Here is a 16,551-nt window from a genome sequence, read left to right as displayed (position 1 = left end):
GGGCGCATCGGTGAGCACACCACCGCGTGACGGCAGCAGAGACTCCGCCATCTCGCCCGCATAACGGGCGCGGTCCTCGAACACGATATGGGCCATCCTGACGCAGCGGGCCGTGATCGTACGCCAGAAGGACATGGGCCTCGACGTCGATACGTCGGCCTACTCGCCTCGTACCGGACTGCGGTCCGCGCGATCATGCGCGTCGGTTTCGGGGTCACCAATCCGGCGATGTTCCAGAAGGTGAAGCTCGTCGAGATCTGACGGTGCGTATGGATCGACCCTCGTTCCCGAAGAGGATTCGAGGGTCTTCCTGCACTGGTGGGGGCATTAATCTTGCGGATCCGGCTCCTCGTCGGGAGCCTCAACCGTGACAGGGGAAATCCCTACGCCAGCGAGGGATGTGAAGATAGCTGCGCTCAGTTCTGCTCGGGCATCTGCCTGCCCTTGGGCGTAGGCCAGCTGGGCGGCAGCGGCCACCGCCGATCCGTGCTTGATGTAAGAGCCAATGGACTGGACGGTGACGTAGCCGTCACTACGGAGTCGAACGACCTCGAGGTTGCCGTTGTCGCGGACCCGACCAGTCCAATAAGTTCCGTCTGCTGTGTAGTTGGTTGCCATAAGTGCATATTGCCCCTCTTTTGGCTATCCGTCTATAGCTCTGCGACAGACCTTTCCTGTGCACACACTGTGAGCACACACCTGCGGGCACAGGGACAGGGAGCGAGAGCGCGTGCAGTATGGAAACGCATGATGAGCTGCAGCGATAGGTATCCCTCGGGAGGGGGCAGCCAAATACCGCCCTGATGCATTTGTAAACAGGCGGTTGCGAGTTCGAATCTCGTCTCCAGCTCGAAACCCCGCCACGGCGCCCCGCACCGGGGCGCGTCCAGGGCGAGCTGACCGCGGCGCCCCCGCACGCATGCTGCCCCGAGCGCCGACGCGCTGAGTGCACTGGCGGGAGACCGCTCAGAACGTCTCGTACGTCGAGCGGCTGACCATGAATCCCTTGCCGGTCTTCGTGTTCCAGCACGTCATCCCGTCGGACCTGCTGGTGCACGCGACATCGCCGTTCACAGCGCTCTGACCGTATTCGAGGGTCTGGGGCGAGCTGCCGCCGTAGGTCTGCCCGCAGTTGCGGACCGGGGAACCAGCGGCCACCGCTATGGCGAAGGATTCGTCGCCGCAGTCCTCAAGTCCTGCGTCGGAGTAGTGCTCCTCGTCGAGGGAGCAGCCGACGCTGTCCTCGCCGAGCCGGCACGAGATGTTCCCGGTGGGCGAGCTGATCGTCTCCAGCTCCTGGGCATCCTCGGGAGCGGGGGAGACCGGCTCCTCCTCCGTCGTCTCCTCCTCGGTGGGTTCCGCCGTCTCCGAGGGCTCCTCGGAGGTTGTCGGGCTTGCCGTGCTGCGGTCGTAGTCCCCGGAGTCCTCGGTCAGCCAGGCCCGGCCGACGAGGCCTGCCACCACGAGCAGGATGAGGGCCAGCACCAGGCAGCCGCCGCAGGCGAACCAGGCGCGGCGTCGATCCGGGGGATCCTCGTCGGGCGGGGCGGTGCCGCCGCCGGTGCCGACCTCGAGCGGCCCCGGGCCGCTCGCCGCGCCGCCGGTGACACCAGCTGCGGCGGCAGGCCCCCACGGGTTCTGGGGTTGCGGCTGGCTCTGCGGCGGCGGGGGCTGTGGCCCCGGTTGGGCCTGCTGCGCCGGCACGGGGGCGGGGGTCACCGGGCTGGTCTGGCCCAGCGGTACTGCGGAGCTGCCGGCGGCGAGACGCACGGTGGGGCTCTCGCCGGTGCGGCCGGCCGCCGGGCCGGGCTGTGCCGGCGACGATGCCCCTCCCTCTGACCCGCCCGCGTCGGCGAAATCGCCCCACACCGAGGTGGCGTAGGGGTCGTCCTCGGTGGGACTCGCTGCCGCCGGTGTGGCTGCAGTAGGTGTCGCATCGGCCAGCGGCGGCAGGGCTGCGGTGCTCGCCCCCGTCGCCGCCTCGCGGGTCGCTGCCTCGTCGTCGGACTCCGTGCTGTCGGCGGGCACCGTACGGGTCGGAGCGGTGTCGGACTCGGCGTCGAACGAGTCCTTCGCCCAGGGGTTGGTCGCGAGGATCCACTGACGTGCCACCTCGGGGCACGACGGGTTGCGCACGACGAGGCCGTGGAGCTGGGGGTGGCGCTGCGTGATCTCCAGCAGCCGCTCCGGCGACGTGGTCGGATCCTGGGCCTCCTCGGCCCTCGATCGTGGTGTCGTCACCGTCGCCTCCCGTTCACTCGTACCGCGGCCCGGATCGGACCCTTACCGACCGCGCACGATACCGCCGCCGGCTCCGGGACGCTCGAACGGAGCGTTCTCGATGGTCGCGACGTGGGCAGAGGCACGTCGGCGGTCGCTCCTCACACGAGGGCTGCGGGCGTGCACGCCAGCGCGCGAACGGGGTCGGGGCGTGTGGCGTGCGGCGTGCGGCGTGCGCCGTGTGGCCTGTGACCTGTGGCCTGTGGCGCGCGCGTACGGAGCGCGTGCCCGCGAGCATCAGATGCTCGAGGAGGCGTCCTCCTCCTCGGGCACGACGGGCAGTGCCGTGGTGACCGTCATCGGCTCCCCGTCGGGATGGAGCGGGCGCACCTTCAGCCAGTAGTAGCCCTGGGAGCCGAGCATGACCATGAGCTTCCCGTCGTCGCTGATCGGCGGGAACTCGTGGCCGCCGAACAGGTCGCGCACCGTGCGTCGTCCCAGCCCGCCCAGCTCGAGCGTGGTGGTCACGGGGTGCGGGGCCAGGTTGAACACGCACAGCAGCGTCTCGGCGTGCTCCTCGGCGTCCTCGCCGTACTCGGCGCCGTCGTAGGTGCGGGTGAAGGCCAGCACCCGGTCCGAGTCGGCGGGGATGTTGCGATAGCTGCCCATGCCGAACGCGTCGTGCTCACGTCGCACCGCCAGCATCCACCGCACGAAGTGCAGCATCGACCCGGAGTGGGCCATCTCCGCCTCCACGTTGGTGGTGGCGTAGTGGTAGACCAGCGACTGGATCACCGGGAGGTAGAGCTTGCCGGGGTCGGTGATCTCGCTGAACCCGGCGTTGCGGTCCGGGGTCCATTGCATCGGCGTGCGCACCGCGTCACGATCATCGAGCCAGATGTTGTCGCCCATGGCGATCTCATCGCCGTAGTAGAGGAACGGTGAACCGGGGAGCGACAGCAGCATCGCGTGGATCAGCTCCAGCTCGGAGCGGGAGTTGTCCAGCAGCGGAGCCAGCCGCCGGCGGATGCCGACGTTCGCGCGCATCCGTGAGTCGGGGGCGTACCAGCCGAGCATCGCCGAGCGCTCCTCACCGGAGACCATCTCCAGCGTCAGCTCGTCGTGGTTGCGCAGGAACGTGCCCCACTGGGCACCCGAGGGGATGTCCGGGGTGTCGGCCATGATCTCCACGATCTGACGGGCGTTGCCCTCGCGCAGGGCGTAGAACAGTCGTGGCATCACGGGGAAGTGGAAGCACATGTGGCACTCGGGCCGCTCCTCGGTCCCGAAGTAGGCGACCACGTCGCGCGGCCACTGGTTCGCCTCGGCGATGATCACCTTGCCGGGCCAGCGGGCATCGACGAAGGCCCGCAGCTCGGCGAGGAACTCGTGGGTGGCGGGGAGGTTCTCGCCGTCGGTGCCCTCCTCTTCGTAGAGATAGGGCACGGCGTCGGCCCGGAATCCGTCCACGCCCTTGTCCAGCCAGAACTTCACCACGTCGAACATGGCCTCGCGGACCTTGGGGTTCTCGAAGTTCAGGTCGGGCTGGTGGGAGAAGAAGCGGTGCCAGTAGAACTGGCGGCGCACCGGGTCGAACGCCCAGTTGGACTCCTCGGTGTCCACGAAGATGATGCGGGCCTCGGAGTACTTCTCGTCGGTGTCGGACCACACGTAGAAGTCGCCGTAGGGCCCCTCGGGATCCGACCGGGACTCGAGGAACCATGGATGCTTGTCCGAGGTGTGGTTCATCGGCAGATCGATGATCACGCGGATCCCGCGCTGGTGGGCCTCGGAGACCAGGCGTTCGAAGTCGGTGATCGAGCCGAACTCGGGCAGGACGGCCTCGTAGTCGGAGATGTCGTAGCCGCCGTCGCGCAGCGGGGACGCGAAGAAGGGCGGCAGCCACAGGCAGTCGATGCCCAGCCACTGCAGATAGTCGAGCCTCTCGATGAGGCCGGTGAAGTCACCGCTGCCGTCACCGTTGCCGTCGGCGAAGCCGCGCACGAGCACCTCGTAGAACACGGCCTTGCGGTACCAGTGGGGGTCGTAGTCGACCCCGGGTCCCTGAGGGGAGAACTGGGCGGCATTGAGGGGCATCGTTCCTCCGCGGCGGTAGGGCGGGCTGTCGCTCGACGTGCCACCACACTAGTGCGCTCCGTACCATGGTCCCGAACCCGCGGGCGGTGCCGTCGGCGGGTGTCGATCTCGGGGGCAGGAGGGACCATGGGGCAGCCACCCCACACAGGGCACGGGGGAGTGCCGACGGGCGGGCAGATGCCGCCGCCGGAGGCCGCGGGGCCGCAGCAGGGCCGGCGGACGGGGACGTGGGTCATGCTCGGCTGCGCCGGGCTGGTGATCGTGCTGCTGCTGCTCGCCGTGACCGGCGGAGTCATCTATCTCGCCACGCAGAGACGCGACCACGGATCGGGCACGGAGACCACTGCGGCCCAGGCCCAGCGCCTCGAGGAGGAGACCTTCAGCCTCGAGTACCCGGCGGGGTGGGTCGCGGGCGAGGTCACCTCGGAGGAGGCGGAGACCGGGCTGCTCATCCAGCTGCGCGACGAGGAGATCGACGAGGAGGACTACGAGGCCTACGCCGGCAACTCTCTGGACGTCTACCTCTTCTCGAGCGACCTCCACGCCCAGGCGGAGTGCCAGCAGCAGTCCGCGTTCCTCGGTTTCAGCTGGGACGAGACCGGCGACGCCACTGAGATCGATCCCGTCGAGCTCGATGGTCAGGAGCTCGTGGCCTATCGCGCCACCGGGACGCATGACGACCAGGACGTGGTCTCGGAGACCTACTGCGCCGATGTCGGCGACCAGGTGATGCAGATCGTCGTGGAGACCTACGGCAGCACGGAGATCTCCCCGGAGCTCCGGCAGATCCTGGAGAGCTGGACCTGGGCGTAGGGACACCGTCCGCAGGCCGCCCCGGCCCGGTCCACGTCTCGGGACGCACTGCGCCGACCCCGGGATGCGACAGACCCGGGGTCAGTCCGGCTGCTCCACGCGCCAGTCGATCGGTGCGGCGCCCTGCTGCTCCAGCAGCGCGTTCGCCCGCGAGAACGGCTTGGACCCGAAGAAGCCGCGGGAGGCCGACAGCGGACTGGGATGGGCGCTGGCGATGTGCGGCACGCCCCCGAGCATCGGGATCAGCGACTGGGCGTCGCGGCCCCAGAGGATCGCCACCAGCGGACCGCCGCGTGCCACCAGGGCGCGGATCGCGAGCTCGGTGACCTCCTCCCACCCGCGCCGACGGTGGGAGGCGGGGCTGCCGGGTGCCACTGTCAGCACCCGGTTCAGCAGGAGCACCCCCTGGTCCTGCCAGGCGGTCAGGTCCCCGTGCACGGCGCGGGGAATCCCCAGGTCGTCCTCGAGCTCGGCGTAGATGTTGGCGAGCGACCGGGGCAGCGGACGCACATCGCGCTCGACGGCGAAGGACAGGCCGATCGGATGTCCCGGCGTCGGATAGGGATCCTGGCCGACGATCAGCACCCGCACGTCGGCCATCGGGCGGGTGAAGGCGCGCAGCACCCGGTCGCCGGAGGGAAGGTATCCCCGGCCGGCGTCCACCTCGGTGCGCAGGAACTCGCCCAGGGCATGGATCCGGTCCTCCACCGGGGACAGTTCGCGGGCCCAATCGGCACTGATGATCTCGGTGAGCGGCTGCGGCATGTGACCAGTCTTCCATCCTCGCCAGGGGTGCGGCGCGCCGCCGATGACCGGCGCCTCGGGAGCCGTACTGTCGGTCCATGCCTTCCGACCACGACGCCTCTGCGGAGCCCGACGCGGCCCGTCAGGGCTCGCAGGACGCCCCGCCGACCGCCTCCTCGGAGCTGTCGGATCTGGATCAGCGCATCCTCGCCCTGGAATCGCGGACGTTCCGCTACGTCGGCTCCAAGGAGCGCGCGATCCGCGAGGAGATCGGGATCTCCAAGGTCGGCTACTACGTGAGGCTGAACACGCTGCTCGACGAGCCGGCGGCGCTGAGGGCGGCCCCGGCACTGGTGAACCGGCTGCGCTCGCAGCGCACCTCCGAGCACGGCGCCGTCCCTGCGCGCGGCGCCGATCGCGTGGCCTGAGCGAGGACCGACCCGGGCCGAGGCGGGTCCGTGCCGAGCCGACGTGCGGGGCGTGTGCTCCGACAACCTGCCGCCCGGAGCAGGTTTAATGGGGCCGTGGCTGATTCCCAGTATCCCTACCCGCCGGACCGTTTCGACGAGGAGGCGGACAGCGCCTCCTTCCACGGCGCCCACCGCGCCGAGGAGCCGTTCTGGCGCCAGAACCTGCTCTACATCATCATCATCGGCGCTGCCGTGGTGATGCTGGTCGTGCTGCTCTTCCTCATCGGCGGCATGGGCGGCAACGGGGACGAGCGGGCCGAGGACCCCACCACACCCGCCGCGAGCGAGTCCAGCGAGGAGGCCCCCGCCGACGGCGAGGAGGCGACCACCGAGGAGGAGCCGGCCCCGGAGCCGGATCTGTCCACTCCCGTGCTGGTCGTCAATGCCGGCGGCATCAACGGGCTGGCCGGAACCTGGGAGGAGACCCTCGAGGGCGAGGGATGGACGGAGGTCGGCGTCGCCACCGCGGACAACACGCAGGAGGAGCCCGTTGTGTTCTACCGCGACGAGGCCGACGCCGAGAGCGCGCAGGCGCTCGCCCAGCAGGTCGGTGCCGGTGAGGCCCGTCAGAGCGATGAGTACGACGCACGCATCACCTTCGTGGCTGTCGACGAGCCCGGCGCGGACGCCGAGGGCGAGGACGGCGGCGGCGAGGACGGCGGCGAGGGCTGAATCCCGCAGGCCGAAGGCCTCTCACGCATGCAGTGCGCGCGTCGACCCCCGATCCGGGAGGGCGGCGCGCGTTCTGCATTGTCGGGCGAATGGACTTCCCGGAGGTTCCGCTGCCAGAAGAAGCCGCCCAGGGTTAGCACTCTCCGGGTCGGAGTGCTTATGATGATCTGGCACTCGATGATCGAGAGTGACAGCGCCGATCGGCGAGGCCGCCCTCGAGAGTCGTGAGCCTGTCCGGGGAGCAGTCCGCTGCTTCGCCGGCCACCAACATTCCGGCCCCGTGAGGGATCCGGCGCCGTGGGACATGAACACGGCGTGGGGTGCCGTCCGTCGCGGGCACGAGGGTCGGGTGGACACCACACCACACGGGAGAGATTCCACAATGGCCAAGCTCATCTCTTACGACGAGGAGGCCCGGCGCGGCCTCGAGCGGGGTATGAACCAGCTCGCCGACGCCGTCCGAGTCACCCTCGGCCCCAAGGGCCGCAACGTCGTGCTCGAGAAGTCCTGGGGCGCCCCCACCATCACCAACGACGGCGTGTCGATCGCCAAGGAGATCGAACTCGACGATCCCTACGAGAAGATCGGCGCCGAGCTCGTCAAGGAAGTCGCCAAGAAGACCGACGACATCGCCGGTGACGGCACCACCACCGCCACCGTCCTCGCCCAGGCCCTGGTCAAGGAGGGCCTGCGCAACGTCGCCGCCGGCGCCAGCCCGATGGCGCTCAAGCGCGGCATCGAGAAGGCCGTCGCCGCGGTCTCCGAGACCCTCCTGTCCCAGGCCCACGAGGTCGAGACCAAGGAGCAGATCGCCAACACCGCCGCCATCTCGGCGGCCGACCCGGCCATCGGCGAGCTCATCGCCGAAGCCCTCGACAAGGTCGGCAAGGAAGGCGTGATCACGGTCGAGGAGTCCAACACCATGGGCCTCGAGCTGGAGCTCACCGAGGGCATGCGGTTCGACAAGGGCTTCATCTCGCCCTACTTCGTCACCGACTCCGATCGCCAGGAGACGGTCCTGGAGGATCCCTACATCCTGCTGCTCAGCTCGAAGGTCTCCTCGGTCAAGGACCTGCTGCCGCTGCTGGAGAAGGTCATCCAGTCCAACAAGCCGCTGGCGATCATCTCCGAGGACGTCGAGGGTGAGGCCCTCGCGGTGCTCGTGGTCAACAAGCTGCGCGGCTCCTTCAAGTCCGTGGCCGTCAAGGCTCCCGGCTTCGGCGACCGCCGCAAGGCGATGCTCGAGGACATGGCGATCCTCACCGGCGGCACGGTCATCTCCGAGGAGGTCGGCCTCAAGCTGGAGACCGCCGAGCTGGACCTGCTGGGCCAGGCTCGCAAGATCGTCGTGACCAAGGACGAGACCACGATCGTCGAGGGCTCCGGCGACGCCGAGCGCATCGCCGGCCGCGTCTCCCAGATCCGCACCGAGATCGAGAACTCGGATTCGGACTACGACCGCGAGAAGCTCCAGGAGCGCCTGGCGAAGCTGGCCGGCGGCGTGGCCGTCATCCGGGCCGGCGCGGCCACCGAGGTCGAGCTCAAGGAGCGCAAGCACCGCATCGAGGATGCTGTGCGCAACGCGAAGGCCGCTGTCGACGAGGGCATCGTCGCCGGTGGTGGCGTGGCGCTGCTGCAGGCCGGCAAGGACACCTTCGACAAGCTGGAGCTCACCGGCGAGGAGGCGACCGGCGCGAACATCGTCAAGGTCGCCGTCGAGGCCCCGCTCAAGCAGATCGCCGTCAACGGCGGTCTCGAGGGCGGCGTCGTGGCCGAGAAGGTCAAGAACCTGCCCGTCGGCCACGGCCTCAACGCCGCCACCGGCGAGTACGAGGACCTGGTCGCGGCCGGCATCATCGACCCGGTCAAGGTCACCCGCTCCGCGCTGCAGAACGCCGCGTCCATCGCGGGCCTGTTCCTGACCACCGAGGCCGTCGTGGCCGACAAGCCGGAGCCCAAGGCGCCGGCCGGCGGTGGCGGCGACGACATGGGTGGCATGGGCGGTATGGGAGGCATGGGCGGCATGATGTGATCTCCTGATCACCTGCCGCACGGCTCATCCCGTGTCGCTCGTCCCGTGCGAGTGCAGGGCCCCGATCCTCCTGAGGGAGGGTCGGGGCCCTTCGCATGCTCCGGTCCCGGGCATGTCCGCGTACCTGCCGATCCCGGCCCCGGCAACGCGTGGCAAGGGTTGATGCCGAATTCTGCGCGCCTGGCACGCTGATCCGGCTTCACGGCCCTCGGGGGTGCGCACATCGCGCCCCGAGCGCCGCGGCATGTCCATTCGAGGAGGAATGCAGTGCGAACAACGATGTCTCGTCGACGAGACGTCCCCCGCGCCACCGCGGGAGAGCGGCCACCCGGGAAAGGCTTCGGGCGTCGTGGACTCCTGACGGCGCTGCCCGTGGCCGGTGCCGGAACAGCGCTCCTGGGAGGCTGCGTCTCCCGCGCCGGAGCAGTCACCGACGTCGACCGGATCCTGTCCGTCTCGCTCGGCCAGGCCGAGGACCATCCCAGCTACGGGGCCCTGCTCGACTTCGGGGAGCGTCTGGCCGCCGCGACGGACAACCGGTGGGGCGTGCGCGTCTATGCGAACAACTCGCTCGGCGATCAGCAGGAGACCGTCCAGCTCGTCTCGGACGGCGCGATCGACATGGCGGTCATCTCCGGAACCCAGATCGAGAACTCCTCGCCCCGGTTCCTGCCGATGAACGTCCCCGGCGTCTTCGACGACATGGACCACCAGAACCGGGTGATGCTCGACGACTCGATCGTGGGGGAGCTGTTCACCTCCCTCGAACCCGACATGCGGCTGACGGTGCTCGGAGGCTTCACCCAGGGCAGCCGCCACCTCTACACCGCCCCGGGCCCGATCGAATCCCCCGACGACCTCTCGGGGCTGAAGATCCGGGTGCAGGAGTCGAAGATCTTCCTCGACCTGATCAACGCCATGGGCGGGGTCCCCACCCCGATGGCCTACAGCGAGGTCTACACCGGCCTGCAGGCCGGTGTGCTCGACGGCGCCGAGAACAACGAGATCAGCTACGTCACCCAGCGCCACTACGAGGTCGCCACGCACTACACGCTGACCAATCACCTCATCGGCTTCGACTTCTTCCTGGCCAATACCGACCTGCTCGAGGAGATGGGCCCCGAGGACTCGCGCGCGCTGCGAGAGACGTTCACCGAGACCCAGAACGCGTTCGTGGAGATCTGGCGGCAGGAGACGGAGAAGGCCACCGAGCAGATGCTCGAGCGCGGGGTGGAGATCCACGAGCCAGATCCCGAAGCATTCGCGCCGATCATCGAGGAGACCGGCTACGCGATCCTCCAGGACGAGGCGGACATCGCGATGTACGAGGCGATCCGCGCCGCATCCGAGGAGGCGCCGTGATGGCACGAGCACGATCCGGACTCCTCGCCGCCCTCAAGGTCCTGTGCATCGCGCTGTTCGCGGTGCTCGTGCTCGTGGTGGTCTGGCAGGTCTTCACCCGCCAGGTCCTCCAGAGCCCCAGCGCCTGGACGACGACCACCGCGCAGTACATGTTCGTCTGGCTGGGCCTGTTCGCCATGACGCTGGTCTTCGGCGAACGCGGCCACGTCGCGGTCGACATCATCGCCGAACGAGCACCGCAGCGCCTCCAGCACCTCTTCCGCATCCTGGTCCAGCTGGCCACCCTGCTGTTCAGCCTGCTGGCGATGGTCTGGGGCGGGCTGCGCGGCACGGCGATCTCCTGGGAGCAGACCATCCCCGGCTTCCCCTTCTCCGTCGGCCAGATGTACCTGGCGCTGCCCATCGCAGGCCTCATGATCGCGGCCCTGGCGACCGAGGATCTCGTCCGTGTGGTCCGCGGGGAGCGGCTCGAGCCCACCGCGGAGGCCGGCGACGAGCCGCCTGCGGGGCCGGAGGACGCGGCGCTCCCGACGGGCGCCGCCCGAGCGGCCGACACCGACGACGACACGAAGGGGCGGTGACCATGGATCCGGCACTCCTGGCCAGCATCATCCTCATCATCGGCGTCGTCATCCTGATCGCGGTCGGCGCGCCGATCGCGATCGCGATCGGCCTACCCTCCGTCATCGCGCTGCTGGCCGTCGTCGGCCCCGAGCCGGCCGTGTTCGTCTCCGCCCAGCGGATGTTCACCGGCGCGAACTCCTTCACCCTGCTCGCGATCCCGTTCTTCGTGCTCGCCGGTCAGCTGATGAACACCGGCGGCGTCGCCGCCCGCCTGATCGACGCCGCCAAGGTCCTGGTGGGGCGCATGCCGGGCTCCTTGGCGCAGACCAACGCGGTCGCCAATGCGCTATTCGGCTCGGTCTCCGGCGCCGGCGTCGCGTCGGCGGCCGCAGTGGGAGGGATCCTCGGTCCACGCCAGCGCAAGGACGGGTACGACCCGGCCTTCGCTGCCGCGGTCAACGTGGCCTCCGCGCCCTCGGGGATGCTCATCCCGCCCTCGAACACGCTGATCGTGTACTCGCTGGTCTCCTCCACCTCGGTGGCCACCCTGTTCGCCGCCGGCTACGGTCCGGGCCTGGTGTGGGTCCTGGCGTGCGTGGCCACGGTGCTGCTGGTGGCGCTGCGGCGGCGGTCCCTGGTGGGCCACGACGGCGGCGGTGCGACGGGCGGCGTGGGCCTGCGGCTCGGCGTGCTGACCCTGCTGCGCGCCATCCCCGCCGTGTTCATGATCGTGATCGTCATCGGCGGTCTTCTCGCCGGTGTCTTCACCGCGACCGAGTCCGCGGTGATCGCCGTGGTGTACTCGCTGATCCTCGGGTTCATCTACCGTCAGCTCACCGTGAGGAAGCTGCCGGAGGTGTTCCTCGCGGCCACCCGGACGACCGCCGTGGTGCTGTTCCTGATCGCGGTCTCCTCGGTGCTCAGCTGGGTCCTCGCCTACGCGACGATCCCGCAGTCCATCGCCGAGGCGCTGCTGGGCGTCTCGACCTCACCGACGGTGATCCTGCTGCTGATGATGCTGGCGCTGCTGCTGGTGGGGATGTTCATGGATCCCACCCCGGCGATCCTGATCTTCACGCCGATCTTCCTGCCCGTGGCCCAGGAGCTCGGGATCGACCCGATCCACTTCGGCATGATGATCACCTTCAACCTGTGCCTGGGGACGATCAGCCCGCCGGTCGGCGTGATCCTGTTCGTCGGCGCCCGGATCGGGCGGGTCAAGGTCGAGCCGGTCATCCGCCGCCTGCTGCCGTTCTACGTGCCGCTGGTGGCCGGGCTGCTGCTGGTCGTGTTCGTTCCGCAGATCTCCCTGTTCCTGCCCGACCTGCTGGGGATGTCCAGCGAGTGAGGGTGCCCGCCGCGGTAGCGGGGCTCGAGGGTCCCGGTACCGCGGCGTCGCCGGTTCGGCTCAGGTGAACGGGTTCCAGAACCGCCCGCCGTTGATCACCAGCAGCACGACCGGGACCACCACCAGTGCCAGCGCGGTGAGCATCACCGCCACGTCGCGGCCGCGCAGCGGGGTGCGCACCGACCAGGTGCGCCCGCGCTCCCGACCGAACCCGCGCAGCTCCATGGCGGCAGAGACCGACTCGATCCGGTCGAAGGTGCCCAGCAGCAGGGGCATCAGCACGGCGCTGAGATTGCGCACCCGCGCACTCAGAGGAGCATTGCGGGAGGTGTCGATGCCTCGCGCCTGCTGCGCCTGGGAGATGGTGCGGAACTCGCGCTGGACGTCGGGGATGTACCGCAGCGCGAGGGAGACGGCGTAGGCGATCCGCGCGGGCACCCCGATGCGCGCGAGCGAGGAGGCGAACTCCGGTGGCCTCGTGGTGGCCACGAACAGCAGCACAGCGGGCAGCACCGCGACGTACTTCAGGGTGACGGCGAGCTGGTAGAACAGCTGCTCGGTCGTCAGATCCCAGCGCCAGGGCCCCTCCAGCAGGACATGGCGGGTGCCGAAGAGATCCGTGCCGTAGCCGGGGGCGAACAGGAAAATCCCGATGTTGTTCAGGGTCATGAAGACGAGGATCAGCCACAGCACCACCGCGAAGTCCCGCAGCCGGACCCGGGAGACGGCCCAAAGCACGACGGAGGCCAGAGCCACGACGGCCAGGTAGCGCACGTCGAATCCCAGCATCGCACCGATCACGACGCCGAGGACGAGGACGAGCTTGGAGACCCCCGAGAGCCTGTGCAGCGGACCGGGGCGGTCCACGTAGCCCAGCAGCGGGGCGCTCAACTCGCGGCTCCGACCGTGAGGGGACTCGGGATCATGCTGCACTCCGGGTGGCGCGATCGACCTCGACGAAACGGCGCACCAGGGCGTGCGCGTCGGCGAGACCGCTCTGCTGCGCCAGCGCGTGCAGGCCCGTGGTCACGAGGTCCGCCCGCCGGGTCAGCTCGGGGTCGGTGAGCACGGCGGCCGGATCGTCATCGGCGAGCAGGACGCCGTCGGACATCACCAGCACGCGATCGGTGTACTCCAGCGCCAGGTGCATGTCGTGGGTGATCAGCACGACGGTGGTGCCGGTCGTGTTCACCTGCCGCAGGAACTCCATGAACTCGGTGTAGTGGGCGAAGTCCTGCCCGGCGGTGGGCTCGTCGAGGATCAGCACCTCGGGCTCGAGCGCCAGCACGGAGGCGATGGTGACGCGCTTCTTCTGGCCATGGCTGAGGGCGGAGACGGGCCAGGAGCGGAACGGGCGCAGCCCGCACACCTCGAGCACGGCGGCGGTGCGGCGGGTGATCTCGTCCTCCGCCATGCCGCGGGCGCGCATGCCCAGGGCGATCTCCTCGGCCACCAGCGGCTTGGAGATCATCTGGCCCGGTTCCTGCAGCACGAAGCCGACGTGCTCCCCGCGCTGGGCGAGGGTCCAGCCCGTGGCGTCGAGCGCCCCGATGCGCACGGTGCCGCCGGTGGCGCGCTCGAATCCGCAGATGACGCGTGCCAGGGTGGACTTGCCGGCTCCGTTCGATCCCAGCACGCCCAGCATCTCCCCGCGGCGCACCCGGGCGGTCACGCCCTCGAGCACGGCGGTGGTGCTCTCGGGGCCAAGGGGTATCTCGCAGCGCACATCCTCGAGGGCCAGGGCCGTCGTACCGGAGCGGGGGAGATCCGTCCCCGTGCTCGTCCCTCGGCTCCCAGTGGGGATCGTGCCCGACGGGCCGGGACCTGATCCCATCGCGCTGTCGTCGCCGCTGCGGCCGACCCAGTTGCGCACCGCGCCGATCTGCTCCTCGCTGAGCGCGATCGTCTCCACTCGAGCGGGTCGCTGCTGAGCCGTGACCGGCGTCCCGGCGTAGCGCAGCGCGGCCACGTGCAGCGGCGGCCGGATGCCGTGCTCCTCGAGCAGCCCGGAGGCGACGACCTCGTCGGGCGAGGCATCGAGCACGATCCGACCGCCGGCCATCAGCACGATCCGGTCGACCTCCCGGTGCAGGACATCCTCGAGACGATGCTCGACGAGGACGATCGTGCGGCCGTGATCGCGATGGAGCGTATCGATCAGCTCCACCGCGGAGCGGCCGGTGGCGGGGTCCAGGTTCGCCAGGGGCTCGTCGAACAGCAGCACCTCGACGTCGTCGACCAGCACGCCCGCGATCGCGACCCTCTGCTTCTGGCCGCCGGAGAGGTTCTGCGGGGCATCCTCCAGGCGATCACCGATGCCGGCCAGGGCCGCGGCGCGGGCCACGCGGGCAGGCATCTCGGCGTGGGGCACCTGCTGGTTCTCGAGGCTGAAGGCGATGTCCTCGCCGACGGTGAGGCCGACGAACTGGCTGTTGCTGTCCTGGAGCACTGTGCCGACCCCGGCCGCGGTCTCCACCAGCGGCACCGCGGCCGGATCCTTGCCGAGCACCCGGATGCTCCCACCGGCCTCGCCGCGGTGGCGGTGCGGGATCAGGCCATTGATCGCGCTGATCAGCGTGGATTTCCCCGAACCGGAGGCACCGACCACGGCGATCTTCTCCCCGCGCCGGATCCGCAGGTCGATGTCGTGCAGCGTCGGCTCGGACTGCGCGCGGTACTGGAAGGAGTACCCGCGCAGCTCGATGAGCACATCGCCGGCGCTGGATGGGGACGGCGCCGTCACTGGTCGTGGCTCAGCGACCCGGTCCTGGTGCGGGTGCGGGCGTAGATCGAGAGGATGATCGTGCCGATGATGCAGGCGGTCAGTGAGTTCGAGACGAAGGCCAGGGTGCCCTGCGCCCACACCTTGCCGGCCGGCTCGGCGTAGATCAGCACGTCGCCCAGCGGTGCGATGAGGAGCCAGGAGAGGGCGTTGGCGAGGATGATCGCGAGGTTCACGCGGATCGCGGTGCTCCTGCCGAATTCGCCGTCCCCGATCGCATGGCGCAGCACGAGCAGGCCGACCACCAGGCCGAACACGCCCGAGGCCAGCTCCCAGCTGATCCAGATCCCGAACCCGGTGGCATCGATCAGGAGGTGACCGAGGAATCCGGCGAGCGCCCCCACCAGCGGCCCGTAGAGCACGGCGAAGACGGCGAGGATCGCGTACTGGATGCTGATGGAGGTGTTCGGGACGAACGAGGGGATCGCGACGAAGCGACCGAGCACGAAGAACAGGGCGGCACCGATGCCGATCGCGACCACCTGGGTCACCGGCGAGTACGTACGGTTCATGAGGGTTCCTTCGGGAGCGGCGGGCAGGAGGATGAGGCGAGTCGGGGTGCCGGGGAGGCACGTCGGAGGAGCATCGCTATGTCAGCGCACCGGCACCAGGGTCACGCGCCAGGAGGCGCCGGTGCCGAGCGCGAAGGCGCGCGCGTAGTGGCCGCGATTGATGGCGATCGCCATCCGGTCCAGGGAGTTCACGTACAGCAGCGACTCTCCCACCTCGACCGCCGCGAAGGATCGGGCGTAGGTGACCTGGGCGGCGTGGACGACGGTGTCGTGATGGTGGACGCGGACGGTGACCCGATCGCCGGGCTCGACACCGAGCTCGCGGAACAGCGGCCGCGGGATCGAGGTCCACAGCGAGCCGTAGCGCACGTCCAGGGTGTCGATGGTGCCGACGACGGCCCCCTCGGTGAGCTCCGGCTCGATCACCGGCAGCCGCACCAGGGTCGAGAGATCCAGGCTCGGGCCCACCTCCTCGTAGGTGGTGGTGCCGGAGGCCAGCCGTGCCCCCGTGAACGCATAGATGTCGCGGCCGTGGAAGGTGTAGGACTCCTCGGAGCCCGGCCGCCGGTTCCTGGTCTCGTCGATCTCCCTCAGCTCGGTGATCCCGAAGAGCTGGTCGAGGTGGGTGAGCGTGCCGTTGTCGGGCGTGACCACGTAGTGGCCCGTCGCGGTCCGCGCGACCACGGACAGCCGGTCCGAACCGACACCCGGGTCCACCACCGAGACGAACACCGTGCCCGCCGGCCAGTAGGTGAGCACCTGGGCGAGACGGTAGGAGCCCTCCCAGATGTCGTACGGCGGGATGTTGTGGGTGACGTCGTGGATTCGCAGCGTGGGATCGACGCCCACGGCGACGCCGTACATGGCGCTGACCGCGCCGTCGTCGAGTCCGAAATCCGATTGCAGCACCAGAGCGTTCATAGGCGAATTATGCG

15 protein-coding genes are annotated in these 16,551 nt (G+C 69.5%); 7 read left to right on the top strand and 8 right to left on the bottom strand.

The window, feature by feature from the left end; genetic code table 11:
- Positions 1-327: 327 nt before the first annotated feature.
- The 3 genes from ACFQRD_RS02690 to treS form a co-directional block, all read right to left on the bottom strand.
- The gene (locus ACFQRD_RS02690) at positions 328-618 is read right to left on the bottom strand and encodes a hypothetical protein (protein WP_377803463.1); all 291 of its coding nucleotides are present in this window, start codon (positions 616-618) and stop codon (positions 328-330) included.
- Positions 619-966: 348 nt separating this feature from the next.
- Positions 967-2,241, bottom strand: a complete 1,275-nt coding sequence (locus ACFQRD_RS02685) for a hypothetical protein (RefSeq protein WP_377793424.1) — start codon at positions 2,239-2,241, stop codon at positions 967-969.
- A gap of 276 nt (positions 2,242-2,517) precedes the next feature.
- Positions 2,518-4,317, bottom strand: a complete 1,800-nt coding sequence (treS, locus tag ACFQRD_RS02680) for a maltose alpha-D-glucosyltransferase (RefSeq protein WP_377016125.1) — start codon at positions 4,315-4,317, stop codon at positions 2,518-2,520.
- Positions 4,318-4,443: 126 nt separating this feature from the next.
- Between treS and ACFQRD_RS02675 the strand changes: the two genes are divergently transcribed.
- Positions 4,444-5,130 (top strand): hypothetical protein, encoded by a 687-nt coding sequence (locus tag ACFQRD_RS02675; RefSeq protein WP_377803462.1) that lies wholly within the window; start codon positions 4,444-4,446, stop codon positions 5,128-5,130.
- A gap of 81 nt (positions 5,131-5,211) precedes the next feature.
- Here the strand turns inward: ACFQRD_RS02675 and ACFQRD_RS02670 are convergent, their stop codons facing one another.
- Positions 5,212-5,895 (bottom strand): uracil-DNA glycosylase, encoded by a 684-nt coding sequence (locus tag ACFQRD_RS02670; RefSeq protein ID WP_377803461.1) that lies wholly within the window; start codon positions 5,893-5,895, stop codon positions 5,212-5,214.
- A gap of 77 nt (positions 5,896-5,972) precedes the next feature.
- Here ACFQRD_RS02670 and ACFQRD_RS02665 point away from each other — a divergent pair, with 77 nt between their 5' ends.
- The 6 genes from ACFQRD_RS02665 (at position 5,973) to ACFQRD_RS02640 (ending at position 12,322) form a co-directional block, all read left to right on the top strand.
- Positions 5,973-6,302 carry a DUF3263 domain-containing protein gene (locus tag ACFQRD_RS02665; protein WP_377016131.1) on the top strand — a complete coding sequence of 110 codons (330 nt, stop codon included), beginning with the start codon at positions 5,973-5,975 and terminating at the stop codon, positions 6,300-6,302.
- A gap of 96 nt (positions 6,303-6,398) precedes the next feature.
- Positions 6,399-7,016: a LytR C-terminal domain-containing protein gene (locus ACFQRD_RS02660; protein ID WP_377793420.1), complete on the top strand. Its 618-nt coding sequence runs from the start codon at positions 6,399-6,401 to the stop codon at positions 7,014-7,016.
- Between the two features lie 382 nt (positions 7,017-7,398).
- A complete protein-coding gene (gene groL / locus ACFQRD_RS02655; protein WP_377016135.1) occupies positions 7,399-9,048 on the top strand; it encodes a chaperonin GroEL in 1,650 nt (549 codons plus the stop codon).
- Positions 9,049-9,420: 372 nt separating this feature from the next.
- Positions 9,421-10,410, top strand: a complete 990-nt coding sequence (locus tag ACFQRD_RS02650; RefSeq protein ID WP_377803460.1) for a TRAP transporter substrate-binding protein — start codon at positions 9,421-9,423, stop codon at positions 10,408-10,410.
- Entirely contained in the window at positions 10,410-10,991 is a 582-nt protein-coding gene (locus tag ACFQRD_RS02645) for a TRAP transporter small permease (RefSeq protein WP_377016139.1), read from the top strand. The genes ACFQRD_RS02650 and ACFQRD_RS02645 overlap by 1 nt, the downstream gene beginning before the upstream one ends.
- Before the next feature lie 2 nt (positions 10,992-10,993).
- Positions 10,994-12,322 carry a TRAP transporter large permease gene (locus tag ACFQRD_RS02640; RefSeq protein WP_377803459.1) on the top strand — a complete coding sequence of 443 codons (1,329 nt, stop codon included), beginning with the start codon at positions 10,994-10,996 and terminating at the stop codon, positions 12,320-12,322.
- Between the two features lie 60 nt (positions 12,323-12,382).
- On the opposite strand, the gene ACFQRD_RS02635 is transcribed toward ACFQRD_RS02640, so the two are convergent.
- The 4 genes from ACFQRD_RS02635 to ACFQRD_RS02620 all read right to left on the bottom strand — a co-directional run bounded on the left by ACFQRD_RS02635 (position 12,383) and on the right by ACFQRD_RS02620 (position 16,537).
- On the bottom strand, positions 12,383-13,213 hold the full coding sequence (locus tag ACFQRD_RS02635) for an energy-coupling factor transporter transmembrane component T family protein (protein WP_377793416.1): 831 nt from the start codon (positions 13,211-13,213) through the stop codon (positions 12,383-12,385).
- Positions 13,214-13,244: 31 nt separating this feature from the next.
- Positions 13,245-15,065: a DUF3744 domain-containing protein gene (locus ACFQRD_RS02630; RefSeq protein ID WP_377803458.1), complete on the bottom strand. Its 1,821-nt coding sequence runs from the start codon at positions 15,063-15,065 to the stop codon at positions 13,245-13,247.
- On the bottom strand, positions 15,062-15,616 hold the full coding sequence (locus ACFQRD_RS02625; RefSeq protein WP_377016147.1) for an ECF-type riboflavin transporter substrate-binding protein: 555 nt from the start codon (positions 15,614-15,616) through the stop codon (positions 15,062-15,064). The genes ACFQRD_RS02630 and ACFQRD_RS02625 overlap by 4 nt, the downstream gene beginning before the upstream one ends.
- Positions 15,617-15,697: 81 nt before the next feature.
- Entirely contained in the window at positions 15,698-16,537 is an 840-nt protein-coding gene (locus ACFQRD_RS02620) for an S-adenosyl-l-methionine hydroxide adenosyltransferase family protein (RefSeq protein ID WP_377016149.1), read from the bottom strand.
- Positions 16,538-16,551 lie beyond the last annotated feature (14 nt).

It is taken from the genome of Brachybacterium sp. GCM10030268, assembly GCF_042666305.1.
Classification (GTDB): Bacteria; Actinomycetota; Actinomycetes; order Actinomycetales; family Dermabacteraceae; genus Brachybacterium.
Note: the sequence above shows the minus strand (reverse complement) of the source record. Positions and strands in the feature narration are given on the sequence as shown.